Raw genomic sequence first — 15862 nt, 5'->3', positions numbered from 1 at the left:
GCCAGCGCTCGCCCTCGGCCGTGTGCCCGGGATCACGCATCCGCGGCCTCCGCGAACTTGCCTGCCTCGTCTCCCCAGCAGTCCCAGCCATGTCGGCTGTTGCGGCTGAAGATCTCGGCGTAAGGGCCGGCGTAGAGGGCTTCGACCATGGTGTACTGGTCGTCGGGCTTGCGGCTGTGCTCGCGCACGGGCGCGACGATCAGGTTGCGCACCGACCGCGACTGGACCTTGGGCTTGCCGATCGTGCCCACCAGGACGAACTCGGCGGCCGAACGAAACACGTATCCCGTGCCGAAGTGCCATGCCTGTCCAGTGCTTGACTGCTTCGCCCAGGCTGCGGCCGACTTGAAGGTGAACCCCCACGCCCGCAGCAGCTCCACCGCCTCGGGCAGGAGCGGCGCTGTCGCCCACATGAACAGGGCGCAGTCAGGCGCGGCAAGGTGGGCGACCGGCAGAGCGGCAATGTCTTCCAGCGACATGCACTTGTAGTGGGCGGACGGGTTCTTCATCTCGCCGCCTTCCGAGTAGTTGGCGAAGTGCCAGGGCGGATCGACCAGCAGCGCGCCATAGGAGAACGGGCGCATGGCGCCGAAAGGCCACGTCATTGCAGTGATCCCTTTTCTCGACGAGCAAGCGGACGTTTCCCGGCATTCAGGCGGTCGGCATCATCCAAGGCATTCTGCAGAAGAGCGATCATGGCTTCGGTTTCTGCACGGTCCATCAGGACGGCGGCGCCGCAAGGGTGCTGCGGCGCGTTGATCACGAGCGCCGCGAACGATGCGCCCGATGGGAGGGTCGCGGTGTGAACGGCAGTGCTGGTCATGACCAAGCATCGCTTCAGGCCCTCTTCGTGCGTGGGGAAATGCATCAGGGGCGGAACGACCCGATCGTTCTTCGTCATGCGCCCTGCTCCTGCGCTGCCGCCTGTTCTTCATCGACCAGGCGCTCGGCCTCGGCGAGGTTCGATTCGATCTCGGCAACCGGGACGCGCACGTGCACGACCACGAACTTGAAATTGTCGTCGGTGTCGTCGGGCTCGATGCCGCTGTGCCACTCGCTGTTCGGCCAGAAAGCTCGTCCCTCCAGCGGCGTCCCGGCAAAGGGCGGCAGCGCCATTCGTCCGGCGCGAGTTTCGATCAGCTCCTTTCGCTGCTCGGCGGCGTGCTCTGCGGCCCAGTCGCGCCTGGGCGCTGGCGCTGCCTTCTTCTCGATCGGGCGGAAGGTGCCGATGTGCTCGAGCCCTTTGCCTTCGTCATCGATCGCGTAGACGCCGATACACTTCTTCTTTTGAGCCTTGGTCGGCTGATCGCCCCAGCTAGGAATCCGCTCCATCTCCTTTGGCTCCTTGGGCCACGTGGCATTGTATTTGCCGACACCTGCGGCGAGCACGCCTGACGCGAAGCCGTCCTTCTTCGCCGCTGGGGCAACCAGTTCATCCGCTTTCGTGGCGGCGAGCTTCTTCACCAGCTTGACGTCGACAAGCCGTTCCTCCCCTTCCGTGCCCATGAACATTTCGACTTCGGTGCGTCCGCCAGCAGCGAGGTAGGCATCGAGGCCGACGAACTTCACAAGGGCATTCGACAGCGGCAAGGTTTCCCCCCGCAGCGCCTGACGGACCTGCTGTGCGTCATGGGGCTTCCAGGTGGATTTCTTCTGGCCAGCGAAAACCTTCAGCTGCAGCGCGTGGTCTTCGGTGCCGGCGTAGGCCTTCGCGCTGTCCACCCCGATTTCGTTGGCGCGCAGAGCGTCGAGGATCTCTTGCGCGAGGGTGGCGAGGCGCAGGCGGCCGTTGACGTGCTTGACGGTGACACCGAAGCGCTTGGCGCAGTAGGCCACCGGATCGGGATCAAGGCCCTGCTTCGTCGCGCGATCGACGATGACGCGATAGGCTTCGAACTCGTCGGCCGGGTTCATGGCGACGCGATGCAGGTTCTCCGACAGGGATGTCTCGGCCGCTTCGTCGCGGAATTCGATCATGCACGGGACGGGGTAGGTAGGCGACAGCCGTTCCTGCTGAACCAGCAACTGCATCGCCTGAAAACGCCTGCCGCCAGCGATCACCTCGAAGCGCCCTTCCCACACGTTCTTCCCGCCCGAGGCCAGCGGCTCACCGTTCATCTGCTCGGGCAGAGCCTCGCCGCTGGTGAAGTGGGCAGGGACAACAACCAGGTTTTGCTTCAGGCCACGCGCGGCGATGTCCTCGGCGAGGGAGTCGACGTCGGCCGCGCGCTCGGTCTGGCGGACGTTGAGACTGGACAGCATCAGGCGGTTCAGCGGGATCGGGGAGATCAGGCCTTCAACCAGGTCGGAGAAGTCGGGTTCGGCGGTGGCGGACATGCGTCAGTCCTTTCGGGGGTGATAGAGGGTGGGTTGCTCGGGAAAGGGGATGCCGCTGGAGAAGACCCAGTGTTCGCCGGCGAACCGGACCAAAGCGCAGCGACCATCGGCAAAGACGAGCTGGAAGCGCCCATCGCGGGCGGCGTCGTCGATCGGCACCGCCTTGATCGAGGCGGGCGGCATCACCCATCGCCCCGGTACGGCAGGAAGTGGTCGCATCCGATCGTGGTGCGCACGCCGCAGCGGTGGCATTCGCCGTCGGAAAGCGCGCGGCGCGTCGGAGCCTTCTTCGGTTCAGGGCCGAGGGGCTTTGCGCGGTGTGCGGCGGCAACGGCCGGGCCGTTTAGCTTCGGCTCCGACTGCATCGTCGCGGACTTCGCGCGGCGTGCACGGATGGCCTTCAGCTTCGCCTCGAACTCGGCAACGGCCGCGTCCTCCTCGCCGGGCTGGGGCAGTTCTGCCGGTGGAACGAAGACCGGGGCCGGCCGGGACCTGCGCGCCATCGGTCGTGTCGGCGGCAGCTCCCGGGCTGCAGGTGCAACCTGTTCCAGCGCCGAACCCGGTGAACGCGGCTTCAACCGAACAGTCACGATCGCGACGGTGCGCGCGCCCGGCAAGGCTGCTGCGTGCAGGCGGCCGTGCAGATCGAGATAATACCGTCCCGGGCGGAGTGCATGCGAAGGATGCAAGGGCAGCGGACGTGTCATGCGGATTCAGCCATGATCGACGATCCAGCGCAGGAAGGTGAGGATCGCCGCCGCCGTCATGGCGGCGCCGGCGACGACGATCCTCGTGCGGCCCGAGCGGGGGTACGTCTTGCCCGGGCCAGCGGGGGGCTGGATGGTCACGAAAAGAACCTGACGATGGCCAGGAGGGCGATGCAGGGCAGGCCGATCGACAGCAGGGTTGCCAGCAACACCCACAGCACGTTGGCGTAGAGGAACCACGCCTCAAGGCGCGCCGTCATGCCCTGATCGTCGACAAGATCAGATGGCTCGAAGTGCGGATTCGTCTCGCCGGGCGCCGCGCCGGGGGTGCAGAGATCGAGGGGGTGGATCACGCCGCTTTCCTTTCGGACTGGACGGGCCGGGCGCACGAAGCCGCAGTCAGCGGCACGTCCAGTGCGCGGGCGAGAATGCACAGGTTGCGCGCGCGCTGGACGCGCTCCGGCGTGGTCGCCTTGCCCAGCGCCGCGTCCCGCGCTTTCGCGAGAGCGGCGCGCCAGACGGAAGGCGGGCACAGATCGCAGGCGAGATCCCACCGGGCATCCTGCTCCGACAGCAGGTGTCCATAGACCGCAGGCCCGCCATTGCCGGGATAGTGCACGATGGTGCGCCGGTAGTCGGTGACCTCCGCGTGCAGAACGCCGGGTGCACCACAGATGACGGCAATGGCCTGCCATGGGCCAAGCTCGCGCTGGGCGACATGACCGGGCAGCCGACCTGCATCGACCTGGCGCCTGGCGCTGGCGGAGCGGCGTTCGTGCTCGTCGAGCGCGATGGCCGCCAGCTTCGTGGGATCAAGCACAGCCCGACTCCCCGCGCAGCCGAATGCTGACCCGCAGTGCGTTGCCGCTGCGATCTTTCGAACGGGTATAACCCCTGTCTGCAAGCTCGCGTCCGAAGCGCGTCGATGTCCAGCGGGATGGATCGCATTGGGGCAGCCCGGTGCTCACAGCCCACTCGATGAAATCACGGTAGAGATACGATGATCGTGTCGCGGCGAAGCGGTCGGACGTATCGCAGCGTGCCGTCAGCCACGCCTCGACCGGGTGCAGGCTAGACGTCGGCGCAGGAATACCGAACGCCACGGGGCAGGCCTCGCGAAAGCGGGCCTCCGTCGCGTCGACCGAGGCGATGGCGTTGCGCAGGCGCTCCTGCGCCGCGATCAGCTCTTCGCCGGCCCGGCGGCGGTGTTCCTGCGCGGCCTTCCACTCTTCGGCGAGAAGGCCAAGGCGCGCGAGATCGGGGGAGACGGCGGCGCCGATGGCCTCGTCATGAGCGAGTGCGAGGCTCACCGGCGGCGCTCCCCTGCCTTCGCTCCTGTCGAGCGAGGGCCCCTGGTGCGACCCGAGGGCTGGGAAAGATGTTCGGACTGATGCTGCTCGGGCCGTTCGGTCTCGCGCAGCGAGGAGAGCGGAACCGTCCGGTTGCCGCTGGCGGCCTCACGCGGAGCAAGGCGATCGCGGATGCCGATCAGCACCAGGTCTTCGGGCTTGTGCGCGATGATGCGCACCTTGCGGACGATGTCGTTCCCGAGGCAGTCGATGTCGTCGATGTAGGCGGTGGACCCGGCGTGCGGGTACGGGGCGCTGACGTTCAGCATGGCGTTCTCCAGCAGGCGGGGTGCCTGTTGGAGTTAATATGCGATCATCGCAAACTTAGCGTCAAGGTAAATTTTGCTATGTTCGCAAATCGGGGTTTCGGTATGCGATTTTCGATAGGCGCCGAGCTACCCCTTTGGCCTCAGATCCCGAACCCGCTCACAAACTCTGTTCAACTTTTGTTCTCTTTATGGCAGTACCCTTAGGGCGTTGATTCGAAAGGAGGTCGCGGATGCTATACTACCGAGTGCGTATGTTCGGCGAAGCCAAGGGGCCCTGGCGCCCGCTCAAGCGACAGGCAGAGCACGATGCGCTCGAGCTTGGCTTAGGTGATTACGACGAGTGGGGAAACTTCTTCGTATCAGTGCCAGGCGAGATCGAAGAGGTTCATGAGCGCTTCGTCAGGAAATGCGCCTAGGCAAATCCACATCCCGCAAGGTGTACGAGTAAACCCGTCCGACCACCGTAATGGGTTCTCCCCCGAGCGGGATCTCCTTATGATCGGGATTGCTCGAGCAGGGGACAAGCCGGGCGGGATCTGCTTGAAATTCCTTAAAGGTGGTCTGGCCGTCGTCCGTCTGGATGATGTACCGTCGGCCCGGCCACAAAGCCTTGTCATCCGGGTCGATGATGATCGTCGTACCGTGAGGCACGATCAAGTCCATCGAGTCGCCATCCACCTCAAGGGCATAAGCATTCGGCGGAGTGCTCGGATCTGAAACGGCAATGCGCCGCCCTCCCCGTTGCTCCTCGGGGCGGAACTTTCCTGCTGGAACAGCGCCAAGCAAAGGTATCGTTCGCAGGGTTTGATGATCCGGCGCAGGTGCGAGCTCTAAGCGGATCGCATCCATCTCCACCAAGCGAAATTGTCGCTTTCCCGCCAGCGATTTCGAGAGGTGGTTTTCACTCATACCTACCGCCTCAGCCAAGTCGCGCTGGCTCATGTTCCTGCGTCGGAGCTCGGCTTTGATGTCTTCCGGGTTCATGGAAGCATCAACCAACACCCTGCGATTATCGCAATCGCTAATATCGCAAAATCGTTCTTGCAGATAGTTTGCGATCATCGCATAACTCTGGGCATGAACATCTCTGCCAATCTGGTGATCGATCATCTAGGCGGCACCTCGGCCGTCGCGCGGATGATAGAAGCGCCCACGTCGACGGTGCATAGCTGGCGGCGTATCGGAATTCCTGCATCGCGGATGGCGCACTTGCGGCTTGCGGCTAGCGCTGCCGGGCGTGAGCTGCCTGAAGATTTGGGAGATCTGTCGCATAGCGCTGCTGATGCCGCAGCGCAGCAGGCCCCGTCGACCGGACAGTGTGCAGAGTTGTCCGGTTCGCAGGCAATCCGAGGTGCCGCATGATCGCCGCTCTCGCCCGCATCAAGCGCGCGGTGCGCGAAGCAGTCTCGGGCTGCGGCGGTGTCGATGGCGCGGGGATCACGGCCGGGCGCAAGCGCTCGGTCGCCGGGGACTGGAACAACCTGAACCACGACGCCTTTCCGCCGCTGGACTGCGCACTGGCGCTGGATGAAGTGTGCGTGGCCCAGGGCCAGCGCCCGCCGATCCTTTCGGCGTTCGCGGCAGAGCTGGGCCATGTGTGCATCCGCCTGCCGGACGTGGCCGTGGGCGAAGACGACCTGACCGACGCGCTGATCGATGCGAGCGCCGAGTTCGGCGATATCTCCACCGAAATCCGCGATGCGACCCGCGACGGCAAGGTCTGCGCCGCCGACCGCGAGCGGATCATCCTGCAGGTGGATGAAGCGGTTGCCGCGCTGCACCGCCTTCGCGCCGTGGCGGACGCGATCGGGAAGGCCGAATAGAGATGTCCGGCCGGCTCAACCGCGACAGCGCGCACTACAAGATCGGACCGCTGACGACGTACGTCGATGCGAGCGAGCTGGAGCGCATGTTCCGCAAGGCGCGGGCCGGCGAGCGCGTGACCTATGCCATCGGCCCGGCCGTCAGCCTTTCGGCCGCGACCGCATCGCTGGTGCGCGCGTGGCACGATGAGGGCCTGTGCCATCTGCTGCGCGAGCGGGAGGAAAGCGGCCGAGGCTTCCGGTATTTCCTGCAGAAGCGGCACGGCGCGACGACGCGGGCGAACTCCGCATCGTCGGCCTGCCCGATCGAGGGCCGCCCCGAGGCGAAGCTGCTGCACGTGCTGGCCGATATCGCGCAGGCCGGGGGCATGCTGCCCAGCCTGGACCTGCTTGCCGAGCGGGCCGACCTGCCGACGCGCAACGCCGCGGATTACCGCCTGCGCCTGTTGGTGGAAGGCGGTTTCGTGCGCGTGCGGCGCGACGGCGTGAACCGATTTGTCGAAATCCTGAGGCAGGAGGAAAGCCTGTGATGGACGAGGATAACGAACACCCCTGCCCTGCCCTTGCTCTCTACGCGGTCGCGCTTGCGATCACGCTGGGCGGGGCGGTGCTGGGGTTCGCCTGGGGTCTGGCCCGGCTGCTGGTCCGATCCTGATCCCGGCGCCCGCCGGTCCCGATTGCAGCTGAAAACGATGAGGTGAAAATGGCTACCAAGCGTAGTCCGAAGACGCGCGTCCAGGCTTCAGTCCTGCACGGCGCGCTGAAGGACGTTCTGGAAATCGTCGAGGCGCGCAGCACGATCCCGGTGCTGGCCCATGTGCTGATCGAGATTGCCGACCAGCAATTGACCGTGATGGCCAGTGACCTGGACCATTGGGCGACCCGCAGCTGCGCGACGGCGGACCGCGACGGGCCGGACAACCGTCCGTCACTTGCGGGCGCGCGGCGGCTTGGTAGGGTGCGGCGAGCGGCCTTTTCGCCTTCGAAGCCCTCGCGCCGGACGGTGCGACGGTGGGTTGAACGGATGGAACAAAGCGAAACCATCCTTCGCCTAAGCGGCTGAACCGGAACGCATTTTCCGCGCTGACGGACGGTGACGGACGGTTCAATAGCCCCCCATCACCTTCATGCGCGCCTATGCGCATCATGCGAGGGGTCTTTTGCGCATGAACCGTCCGTCCCTCCGTCATTGATGTTTTGTTGTTTGAGAAGGGGAAGAAAATGTCGGTGGTAACGTGGCAAGAGGCTGAGGATACGCTCACCGCTGCTGTCGAGTACCTGGGCGCGATGCCCGACCGCGAGCGTGCCTTCCTGGCTGCGGGGCAGCGCACGGCATGGCCGGCCATCGTGCGGGATCTGCAGTCCGACTATGCCGACGTGGAGGCCAGCCCCTCGCCCCAGCTGACCAGGCGCTGCGCGAACCTGGTGGAACGCATGCTGACGGGCGAACGGCCGCTGGCCAACGCGATCCCGGAAGGGCACCGGCCGCTGGTCGGCAGGGTGATCGTGATGAAGCGCTGGCCCGGGCCGGATGGGTTCGGGTGGGATCATGTGTTCCGCTCGCAGCGCGGCGAGCTGTACAACCTCGCGCGCGGAGCGGTGCTGCCCACCACCAGCGACGGCATGCGCAAGGCGTACGAGCGCGCGATCGGGCGCCTTGCCGTGGCGCTGGACCGGGTTGCGGTGGGAAATTGAACAAGGGCCATGGTCTGCGACTCGTGGTTGATCCTGTGTTCAATGCGTCAAGAGTCTCAGATTTTGAACACGAAAATAATGGGTGTCCGTTTGAACAGGTTTCGGGGGTATGCCTTGGGCACGCTGATCGACGTGTGCCGGACGGCGGTTGGCTCTCTCCCCCTGAGTGGCGGGCGGCAGTGGCTTCGGCCGCTGTCGCCCGTTGTCGTTTGGAACCGTGATGGGTCGCCTCAAGTCCATGCCTGCGCGTCTCGGCGCCCTGCCCTCGCGAGTGAAGGCGATGCCGAAGGTGGCCGACAGGTTCTACCATTCGGCGGAATGGGCGGAGGCGCGCAGGCGTCAGCCCAACAAGTGGTGCGCGGTGTGCGGATCGACCAAACGCCTGATCCTCGATCACAAGGTCGAGCGGAAGGATGGCGGCGCGGACCTGGACCCGGCGAACCTCGAGTGGCTCTGCCAGCCCCACCACAACACGAAGACGGCCGAGGCGCGGGCGAAGCGGGCGCGCGGCGGTCGGTGATCTGGGCTGGCCCCCGCCGCCATTCAGGCAACGGCCCTCAAGGCTGAACGGAGGGGGGTGGTTGAAAATTCGGAGGCTCGGCGGCCCCATCACCGCCGCCCCTCTCATTCGGAGATTTTTTTTGCGTGGATCAGAATTCTGACGACCCGAAAATGGTTGATGGGCTGTTCGGCCCTCAGCCTGCAGAGCGTGTGCGGGGGCGAGGTCGCCCTGCGCACGTCTGGGATCGGCAGTTTTCCGTGCGTATTTGCAACCTGTTCGCATGTGGGCACACGGTCGAGATGGTAGCCAAGGTGATTGGGCTGTCTCAGCCCACCCTGCGCAAGGTTTACTTTTCAGAGGTTGCTGCTCGCGATGTCATGGCCCTCAAGGTCAAGTCCGAGCAGCTGGCCCGACTAACCGAGGCGGCCATCGCCGGAAACGTGCCGGCCGAGAAGGCGCTGGCGGGGATGATCCAGGCGGAGCAGGTCAAGGTGTTGGGCGATAACGTCAAGCATCGCAGGGCGGAGTCTGCTCCGACACGCCTGGGGAAGAAAGAGGAGCGGCAGGCCGCCGCTGCCGGTGTAAAAGGCAGGTTTGCGCCCCGCGAGGCACCGCCGTTGCTGCTGAACTGACTGCCCGATGAGCGCGTGGACAACTGCCTGCCCCGACTGGGCAGAACGGATCGTCGCGCGAGAAAGCCTGCTGGCATGCCCCCCGCTCTTTCCGGACAAGGCAGAGGAGGCGCTGGGGGTCTTCAAGTCGCTGCAGATGACGGACCTGCCCATGCGGCGGGACGGCACGTGGCCCACAATGGGCGAGGTTTGCGAGCCTTTCGTGTTTGACCTGGTTGCGGCCCTGTTCGGTTCGCAGGATCCGAATACCGGCGAGAGCCGCATCAAGGAAGCGATGCTGCTTATCAGCAAGAAGAACGGCAAGTCGACGATCGCGGCCGGGATCATGCTGACCGCATTGATCTTGAACTGGCGGCACGGCTCGGAACTGCTTGTGCTGGCACCGACGATCGAGATTGCAAACAACAGTTTCGGCCCTGCAGCCAAGATGGTTCGTGCCGACCCGGAGCTTACCGACCTGCTGCATGTCATCGACAACCAGCGGATCATCAAGCACCGGGTCAATGGAGCAGAGCTGAAGATCGTCGCGGCAGATAGCGGCGTCGTGGGTGGCAAGAAAGCGGGCTTTGTGCTCGTCGACGAGTTGTGGATCTTCGGCAAGAAGGCTGGCGCCGAGGGCATGCTGGAAGAAGCAACCGGCGGCCAGGCGGCTAGACCGGAAGGGTGGACCCTCTACCTTTCCACCCATTCTGACGAGCCACCCGCTGGCGTGTTCAAGACAAAGCTGTCGTACTTTCGCGATGTTCGTGACGGTGTGATCGAAGACATACCGCGCCCGATCCTGCTTCGTGGGTGCTGAGCGCGAGCATGCTGACGTCCAGCTCGTCGAGCGTGCCGGCGCTGGTCATCTCCGGCAGCGTGGAGGACGGCAACACGCAAGCGGTGATCTTCGATTTTCGGGTCTATTCCGCAGAGGCCGATGAGGACGAGAACTGGATCGGGGCGGGCCTGGAGGCGAACACGATCACGCGCAAGGAGATCACCGGTATCACGGCCGGAACACCGTACGAGGCATCGATCCGCTATCGGGCACAGAGCGGCGACGGCGATCGCCTGATCCTGGGGCCGGTTACAGTTCCAGCGGCCGTGCCGATGGCCGAAAACGTGACCGCCGATCTCTCAAGCAATCCGCCGAAAGTGCTTTGGCAGATGCCCCAGATCACAGGTTGGTCATACGCCGTGGTGTTCCGGGGCACGACAAGCAATCCTTCGGCCAGCGTTGCCGTGTCGGATCACGAGACCGGCGGCCTGTACGAGCCCAAGGTGTTCGAGGACGACGTGCTGACGCCCGGAACCTACTGGTGGTGGGTGCGCATCTACGACGCCGCCGACAACCTGCTCTCCATCTCTCCTGCAGCATCCGGGACGATCATCTGATGGGCCGGTTCATCAGGCCCCACGGCGCTGCGGCAGTTGTCATCGCGATCGAGGAATAGGATTCATCACATGGAAGCTCAGAGTTTGGCGCTCGCCGGGATCCTCGGCGACGACATCAAGCACGTCGTCTCGGCAGTGGGATATGACCTTACGGGAGTGACCATCACCTTCGAACTGTCGGCGGGAGCCGAGCAGCCGGCGCTCGTGACGGCAGGCGTGGATCTGCTGGACGTGATCGAGGACGATGATGGCGTTGTGACTTCCATCGTCGAGGTGTTCGCGCCTGCGGCCAGCGTGCGCACCGCCGTCGCCGGTCTGGGCGGTTTGCCAGGCAACGAGCCGCTGACGCTCTTCTACCAGCTCAAGTTCAACAGGCTTCCGGGCGATCCGGGGACCGATGCGGTCACGACCATCCTGTTTGGCGACTACGTGATGAAAGGCGAAGTGAATGGCTGACATCAAGCTCGATTTCGTTGGCCCGGGCGCGCGCCTGGCGTTGGCTGCGGCGAAGCGCATCGAAGGCATCGCCGACGGAGCCGTGCCGGCGATCGACTCTGCGCGCGACGAAGCGGTTGAGGCTGTCCAGACCGAGGGTGCTGCGCAGATCGCGCAGGCAACCACGCAGCGTGAGCTCGCGGAGACGGCTGCAGAGACCTCAGCGGCCAACGCCGAAGCTGCGAAAAACGGCCTTACTCCCGGCCCCCGCCCACTGGAAGTGGTCGCTGGCATTTACGGCATCGTCGGCACGGTTCGCTTCGTATCGACCTACCTCGGCCCTCTGGTTCGCCTGCGCCGCTCGAGCGACAACGTGGAGCGGGACTTCTATCCCCTTGCTGGCTCCGATTGGGTAGACACGGCCGAAATCACGACGTGGCTCGCGGGCAGCACCGCCAGCATCAAGACCTTCTACGATCAGCGAGGCTCAAAGAACTGGACGCAGACGAGCAATGCTACGCAGCCGACGCTGACAATCAGCGGCACGTTCGCGTGGGCTACCTTCACGGTCCAGCAGAACTTTCAGCCCACGGCGGCGTGGGGGCCGTACACCCGCTACAAGGATGCCGTGTCCTATAGCGTCCTGGCGAAAGTCGATGCCGCGATAACGACCGGGCGCCCGCTATTCTGGTTCTCGCAGGGCACCTCAGGCACTTCGCGGCGTGTCGCACTCGAGATCGACAGCGACCTGACAGTCAGGGGCAACTCCACCACCCACGACAATTTCACCGGCGGATACCTGACGCCGAAGTCCGATCCGCTCACGCTCAACACTTGGTTCCGGGCGCTGCATCGAACGAACTTCCGGGGTGGCTCGAATGCCGTCATGACCAACGGTGCCGACAAGAGCATCGTCATGAACGAGGTAGTGAAGACGCCGGACACGAGCAGCTTGTCGGTTCGCATCAACAACACCAATCCATCCGGCCTCCCGATCAGCCTTGTCGGCTTCGTCGCGTGGGATCGCCAGCTCACCAATGACGAGGCGGCCTATGTGGATCGCGAGATGGCGAAGTACGCGCCGGGATACGTGGCACCGACGGTCCCTTCGCTGATCCGGTTGTTCGGTGACAGCCGCTTTCAGGAGCCGCAAATCGCGGACCCGAATCAGCGGATCCAGAAGGTGTTGGCCGATAGCTTCGATCCCTATCGCCGTGTCCGAAACCATGCGGTAGCAGGGACGACGACGGCCGCCGCCCTCGCCGCGCTCAAGGCCCAGACGATCGACCCGACCGACGTTGTTCTCGTTCAGACCACCATCAACGATGACGTCGAGGACACGACAGCGAACCACGCACTCTACATCAGCCAGTATCAAGAAATGTACGACTACATGCCGACCGGCAAAAGGATCGGCTTCAACACCGTGATTCCTCAGCAGTCGGCCGTGACCGGCACGTCGAAAAACGACAACATCACCGCCTTCAACAACCTTCTGCGAGCAACCTTTCCGAACAATGTGATCGAACTCGCGCAGGCCATGTCGACGTATGGCGGCAACACGACCGGGGCTCCCCCTGCGGCCATTTCGCACGACGACCTTCACCCCAATGCACTCGGTGTGTCGGCCGTCGTCGCCCCCATGCAGAAGGCGTTTATCGTAGGAAAGGGCTGGTGAGCCGCGACTTACCAGAAGGTGGCGTCGTGGTCCGCCTCGCAACCCTGGCAGCAGTTCTCGAGGGTGCAGCGCGCTACGCCATGCGGACAGGTCCACGGCTTGGAAAAAAGGGCGGAAACTGCATTATACAGCGTGATGAAGATAGCCACGGCGAGCCCTCGGTAACGAAGAGCCGCGCAGCAACGTCCACCCCGCTCCCACACAAGCGCCACCCCCACGCCTGAAACCGGCAACATCGAGCAGAGCCACTAGCTAGGCCGTTGCCACATACTTTTCACCACTGCTCGAACTCAACACACTCTCTGCAACGCTGGTTAGAAGTACAGCGAGCATTGCCATAGTTGCACTTCCAGCGCCAAGAGTAGAAATCAGCGACAATCTCGCGTAGCTTTGAGAAATAAGTCACTAAACCTCCTAAACCTCAAGATCTCGTAGCTACCACATACTGCTCCTGAAGCTCAAATGTGGCTTGAACGCTGATCCCTAAAGATTCATGCGAACGCAGTCCCGGCATCGATGGTCAGGGTCGCATTCAAGGTTGCCGTACGCGCACCTCCACGGCCAGCAGAGAAGGTCTTTGAGCGCTTTGTACAAGGTCGGGAATATAGCCACGGGTAGCCTCTAATTGAGAGGACCTTGGCAGTACCAGCCAGTGCTCTGTTCAACAACATGTAAGGTACGAGATGGACACCATCCAGCAGATCATGCCGGAATTGCTATGAACGGCTTCCTTTCCATGATCCCGCACACGCTGCCTGCATGGCTGGGTGCAGGAGCCGCCGCCGGTGGAGGATTCGGCATCATCAAGTGGGCTTTCGAGTATGTCGGCGGGCGGATGGACAAGCGGGCCGACCGGCTCGACGCCGACACGCGCTTCGTGATCGACCAGTTGCGTGCCGAGCTGGCCCGGGTTTCCGGCCGCCTTGACCGCGCGGAGGGCGAGATCCTCGATCTGCGCGAGCAGCTGGCGGAATGCCAGCACAAGCACGCCGAGGCAGAAGCCAAGGTGATGCAGCTAGAGGCGCGCCAGCAAGGCTATTCCGAGGCTCGGGACCGCGCCCAGACCATCCTCGCTGCCGAGCGCATCGCAGACCGCGCGAAGCGCGAGACCTGAACCGGCGCCCCGCGCCGGACGACACTCACACACCTTCACCCGAACGCCATCCGCAAGCGCAGTGCCTGCGGAAAGGAGGACCTATGCCCCTGAAGAACCCCAAGCCCCTTTTCGATGCCATCCGCCTGATGAACGGCAAGCTGTCCCAGGCGGACGTGGACCTCATCAACAGCGCGCTCGTGCTGGCCGACGGCGGTGGCGAGCTGTCGGTGCCGGCCGACGGCCGCTACGACGTGTCGCCTGCCGGGATCAGGGCGATGAAGCAGGAGGAAGGTTGCAAGCTCGTCGCCTACCCAGACCCGGGCAGCAAGGATGGGAACCCATGGACGATCGGGTTCGGCAGCACGGGCCCCGACATCAAGCGGGGCACGGTATGGACACAGGCGCAGGCGGAAGCGCGCTTCCTTGCCGATCTGCGGCGCTTCGAGGCGGGCGTGGAGGCGAAGCTGGGTGATGCCCCCACCGTGCAGCAGCAGTTCGATGCCCTGGTGTCATTCGCTTACAACGTCGGCCTCAATGCCTTTGCGACCTCGACGCTGCTCGCCAGGCACAAGGCCGGCGATCATTCCGGCGTGCTCGAGCAGTTCGGCCGCTGGATCTACAACGACGGCAAGCCGATGGCGGGGCTGAAGGCCCGCCGCGCGCGCGAGGCGGCGATCTACCAGGCGGGGGACTACGCGTGAGCTGGACTACCGTACTGCGGGGCGCGGGAAACCAGATCGAGCTCAACCGGCTCGTCGGGTTCGTGGGCGGAATGGCCTATGTCGTCTGCGCCAACGTGTTCGTCGGCTGGGAAGTGATCGGCCGCGCGCGCGAATTCGACATCACCGCCTACTGCCTCGCCTTCCCTGGCGGGCTGGCGGTGGTGGCCGGCGGCACTGCGGCGGCAGTGGCTATCAAGGACCGCAACGTGGCGGCCGCGCGCGCGATCGAGGCGACCGGGTCGCCGTCCGCGAAGTCGGAGTTGGCAGGATGAGCGGTTTGGCGATGCTTCTTGGCCGCCTGGACATAGCCAAGCCTTTTCGCCGAGCTGCCATTTGTGGGGCGTTGGCGGCGGGCGCCGTCGCGGTGGTGTGGGTGTGGCTCGTTCATCGCGATGCGAAGGTAATCGAGAGACATGAAGCGGAGGTGAAAGCCGCCGCCGCACCCGCATTGGAGAAGGCGGCCGAGGAGCGTGTGACGGACGCATTCGAGAACCAGCGCCTCCGTGATCAGAGGGACGCGGCAATCGCCAAGGCCGAGGCGATGGAACAGGCCAAGGCCCCTGAAGCACGGTCGACACTGGCGCCGACCGCAGTGGCGTTGAACTGCGTGAGGATGCGGCAGGCCTACAGCGCGGCCGAGCTGGCGAAGATGGCGGCTTATCGGGAGAGATGCTGATGAGTATCAGGCCAGCAAGCGAGTTGGGAGTCGCCGCCGACCTGACACCTGCCCCCGGGAACGCAACGGGAAATCGTTTTCCGTCCCCTCGGGCGCTTTGTAGGGCAAAGCGATCATCGGTCCTAATCTTATTCGCACTTGCAGCATGCAAGACGACCGCGCCGACCTTTCCCCCGGCCGCGGACTTGATCGCAGTTACGGAAGACAAGCCCAAGCCGACCGCCGCGATCCTCACGGACCCGAGCGCGGACGCTCGTTACAACTCGGCGATCGAGGCATGGGGCGACCGGGTACGGGATGCGGGCCTTCGCCTGTGCCGGTTCTATGAGCGGACCGACATGGAAAAGCTGGTATGCCCTACCAGGTAGAAGACCTTTCTACCCTGTAAGAAAATTCAGGCCGCTTGACTGCGTCAAAATGCCAGAGACGCGCCTGCACCCGAGAGATTGCGGCACCCAAAGACATTCGGTGCCTCCGCTATGAGGGCAGCCGACTGATCAAATTATGCCGTATTCCCGGGAGAAATCATCGGAGCGTGCTCTGTGCGTGGACAGAAGAACAAGC

Annotated in this window: 29 protein-coding genes; 18 read left to right on the top strand and 11 right to left on the bottom strand. The window is 64.2% G+C overall.

Translation table 11 applies throughout. From position 1 onward, the window contains the following. Positions 1-32 precede the first annotated feature (32 nt). The 10 genes from GR702_RS13295 to GR702_RS13255 form a co-directional block, all read right to left on the bottom strand. Positions 33-605: an MT-A70 family methyltransferase gene (locus GR702_RS13295; protein WP_160986372.1), complete on the bottom strand. Its 573-nt coding sequence runs from the start codon at positions 603-605 to the stop codon at positions 33-35. Continuing rightward, complete coding sequence (locus GR702_RS13290; protein WP_160986371.1) at positions 602-901, bottom strand: hypothetical protein; 300 nt, start codon at positions 899-901, stop codon at positions 602-604. The genes GR702_RS13295 and GR702_RS13290 overlap by 4 nt, the downstream gene beginning before the upstream one ends. Continuing rightward, complete coding sequence (locus GR702_RS13285; RefSeq protein WP_160986370.1) at positions 898-2337, bottom strand: ParB/RepB/Spo0J family partition protein; 1440 nt, start codon at positions 2335-2337, stop codon at positions 898-900. Before GR702_RS13285 ends, GR702_RS13290 begins: the two co-directional genes overlap by 4 nt. A gap of 3 nt (positions 2338-2340) precedes the next feature. Beyond that, complete coding sequence (locus GR702_RS13280) at positions 2341-2520, bottom strand: hypothetical protein (RefSeq protein ID WP_160986369.1); 180 nt, start codon at positions 2518-2520, stop codon at positions 2341-2343. Further along, positions 2520-2840, bottom strand: coding sequence for a hypothetical protein (locus tag GR702_RS13275; protein WP_160986368.1), 321 nt, complete (start codon positions 2838-2840; stop codon positions 2520-2522). The genes GR702_RS13280 and GR702_RS13275 overlap by 1 nt, the downstream gene beginning before the upstream one ends. Before the next feature lie 210 nt (positions 2841-3050). Beyond that, positions 3051-3185, bottom strand: coding sequence for a hypothetical protein (locus GR702_RS22565; protein ID WP_272916677.1), 135 nt, complete (start codon positions 3183-3185; stop codon positions 3051-3053). Next, complete coding sequence (locus tag GR702_RS13270) at positions 3182-3397, bottom strand: hypothetical protein (protein WP_160986367.1); 216 nt, start codon at positions 3395-3397, stop codon at positions 3182-3184. The genes GR702_RS22565 and GR702_RS13270 overlap by 4 nt, the downstream gene beginning before the upstream one ends. After that, positions 3394-3864: a hypothetical protein gene (locus GR702_RS13265; protein ID WP_160986366.1), complete on the bottom strand. Its 471-nt coding sequence runs from the start codon at positions 3862-3864 to the stop codon at positions 3394-3396. The genes GR702_RS13270 and GR702_RS13265 overlap by 4 nt, the downstream gene beginning before the upstream one ends. After that, a complete protein-coding gene (locus tag GR702_RS13260; RefSeq protein ID WP_160986365.1) occupies positions 3857-4354 on the bottom strand; it encodes a hypothetical protein in 498 nt (165 codons plus the stop codon). The genes GR702_RS13265 and GR702_RS13260 overlap by 8 nt, the downstream gene beginning before the upstream one ends. Further along, positions 4351-4662, bottom strand: coding sequence for a hypothetical protein (locus tag GR702_RS13255; protein ID WP_160986364.1), 312 nt, complete (start codon positions 4660-4662; stop codon positions 4351-4353). The genes GR702_RS13260 and GR702_RS13255 overlap by 4 nt, the downstream gene beginning before the upstream one ends. A 230-nt stretch (positions 4663-4892) precedes the next feature. Between GR702_RS13255 and GR702_RS13250 the strand changes: the two genes are divergently transcribed. Beyond that, on the top strand, positions 4893-5078 hold the full coding sequence (locus GR702_RS13250) for a hypothetical protein (RefSeq protein ID WP_160986363.1): 186 nt from the start codon (positions 4893-4895) through the stop codon (positions 5076-5078). Here the strand turns inward: GR702_RS13250 and GR702_RS13245 are convergent. Next, positions 5062-5772 carry a LexA family protein gene (locus GR702_RS13245; RefSeq protein ID WP_237449697.1) on the bottom strand — a complete coding sequence of 237 codons (711 nt, stop codon included), beginning with the start codon at positions 5770-5772 and terminating at the stop codon, positions 5062-5064. The two genes, GR702_RS13250 and GR702_RS13245, sit on opposite strands and share 17 nt — an antisense overlap. On the opposite strand from GR702_RS13245, the gene GR702_RS22775 reads away from it, so the two are divergent. The 17 genes from GR702_RS22775 (at position 5740) to GR702_RS13170 (ending at position 15666) form a co-directional block, all read left to right on the top strand. Next, positions 5740-6024, top strand: coding sequence for a carph-isopro domain-containing protein (locus GR702_RS22775; RefSeq protein WP_419880302.1), 285 nt, complete (start codon positions 5740-5742; stop codon positions 6022-6024). The two genes, GR702_RS13245 and GR702_RS22775, sit on opposite strands and share 33 nt — an antisense overlap. After that, on the top strand, positions 6021-6485 hold the full coding sequence (locus tag GR702_RS13240) for a phage regulatory CII family protein (RefSeq protein ID WP_160986362.1): 465 nt from the start codon (positions 6021-6023) through the stop codon (positions 6483-6485). The genes GR702_RS22775 and GR702_RS13240 overlap by 4 nt, the downstream gene beginning before the upstream one ends. Positions 6486-6487: 2 nt before the next feature. Next, on the top strand, positions 6488-7015 hold the full coding sequence (locus GR702_RS13235) for a helix-turn-helix transcriptional regulator (RefSeq protein WP_160986361.1): 528 nt from the start codon (positions 6488-6490) through the stop codon (positions 7013-7015). After that, positions 7015-7140: a hypothetical protein gene (locus tag GR702_RS22560; RefSeq protein WP_272916676.1), complete on the top strand. Its 126-nt coding sequence runs from the start codon at positions 7015-7017 to the stop codon at positions 7138-7140. Before GR702_RS13235 ends, GR702_RS22560 begins: the two co-directional genes overlap by 1 nt. Before the next feature lie 48 nt (positions 7141-7188). Then, positions 7189-7548, top strand: a complete 360-nt coding sequence (locus GR702_RS13230) for a hypothetical protein (RefSeq protein ID WP_160986360.1) — start codon at positions 7189-7191, stop codon at positions 7546-7548. A 158-nt stretch (positions 7549-7706) separates the two neighbouring features. Beyond that, complete coding sequence (locus GR702_RS13225; protein WP_160986359.1) at positions 7707-8180, top strand: hypothetical protein; 474 nt, start codon at positions 7707-7709, stop codon at positions 8178-8180. Between the two features lie 220 nt (positions 8181-8400). Then, complete coding sequence (locus GR702_RS13220; RefSeq protein WP_160986358.1) at positions 8401-8700, top strand: HNH endonuclease signature motif containing protein; 300 nt, start codon at positions 8401-8403, stop codon at positions 8698-8700. A 125-nt stretch (positions 8701-8825) separates the two neighbouring features. Continuing rightward, complete coding sequence (locus GR702_RS13215) at positions 8826-9314, top strand: hypothetical protein (protein WP_160986357.1); 489 nt, start codon at positions 8826-8828, stop codon at positions 9312-9314. A 151-nt stretch (positions 9315-9465) separates the two neighbouring features. Beyond that, complete coding sequence (locus GR702_RS13210; RefSeq protein ID WP_237449696.1) at positions 9466-10113, top strand: terminase large subunit domain-containing protein; 648 nt, start codon at positions 9466-9468, stop codon at positions 10111-10113. A gap of 8 nt (positions 10114-10121) precedes the next feature. Then, positions 10122-10691, top strand: a complete 570-nt coding sequence (locus GR702_RS13205) for a hypothetical protein (protein WP_160986355.1) — start codon at positions 10122-10124, stop codon at positions 10689-10691. 69 nt (positions 10692-10760) lie between these two features. Continuing rightward, the gene (locus GR702_RS13200; protein ID WP_160986354.1) at positions 10761-11147 is read left to right on the top strand and encodes a hypothetical protein; all 387 of its coding nucleotides are present in this window, start codon (positions 10761-10763) and stop codon (positions 11145-11147) included. Next, positions 11140-12804 (top strand): arabinofuranosidase catalytic domain-containing protein, encoded by a 1665-nt coding sequence (locus GR702_RS13195; protein ID WP_160986353.1) that lies wholly within the window; start codon positions 11140-11142, stop codon positions 12802-12804. The genes GR702_RS13200 and GR702_RS13195 overlap by 8 nt, the downstream gene beginning before the upstream one ends. Positions 12805-13522: 718 nt before the next feature. Further along, positions 13523-13918 carry a hypothetical protein gene (locus GR702_RS13190; RefSeq protein ID WP_160986352.1) on the top strand — a complete coding sequence of 132 codons (396 nt, stop codon included), beginning with the start codon at positions 13523-13525 and terminating at the stop codon, positions 13916-13918. Between the two features lie 83 nt (positions 13919-14001). Then, entirely contained in the window at positions 14002-14601 is a 600-nt protein-coding gene (locus GR702_RS13185; RefSeq protein WP_202408248.1) for a lysozyme, read from the top strand. Next, positions 14598-14894, top strand: coding sequence for a hypothetical protein (locus GR702_RS13180; protein WP_160986351.1), 297 nt, complete (start codon positions 14598-14600; stop codon positions 14892-14894). Before GR702_RS13185 ends, GR702_RS13180 begins: the two co-directional genes overlap by 4 nt. A gap of 5 nt (positions 14895-14899) precedes the next feature. Continuing rightward, positions 14900-15298 (top strand): hypothetical protein, encoded by a 399-nt coding sequence (locus GR702_RS13175; protein WP_160986350.1) that lies wholly within the window; start codon positions 14900-14902, stop codon positions 15296-15298. 185 nt (positions 15299-15483) lie between these two features. Beyond that, positions 15484-15666, top strand: coding sequence for a hypothetical protein (locus GR702_RS13170; RefSeq protein WP_160986349.1), 183 nt, complete (start codon positions 15484-15486; stop codon positions 15664-15666). Positions 15667-15862: the final 196 nt, after the last annotated feature.

The organism is Novosphingobium silvae, from assembly GCF_009856825.1.
Taxonomy (GTDB): domain Bacteria; phylum Pseudomonadota; class Alphaproteobacteria; order Sphingomonadales; family Sphingomonadaceae; genus Novosphingobium; species Novosphingobium silvae.
This window is presented reverse-complemented; position numbering and strand designations above follow the sequence as displayed.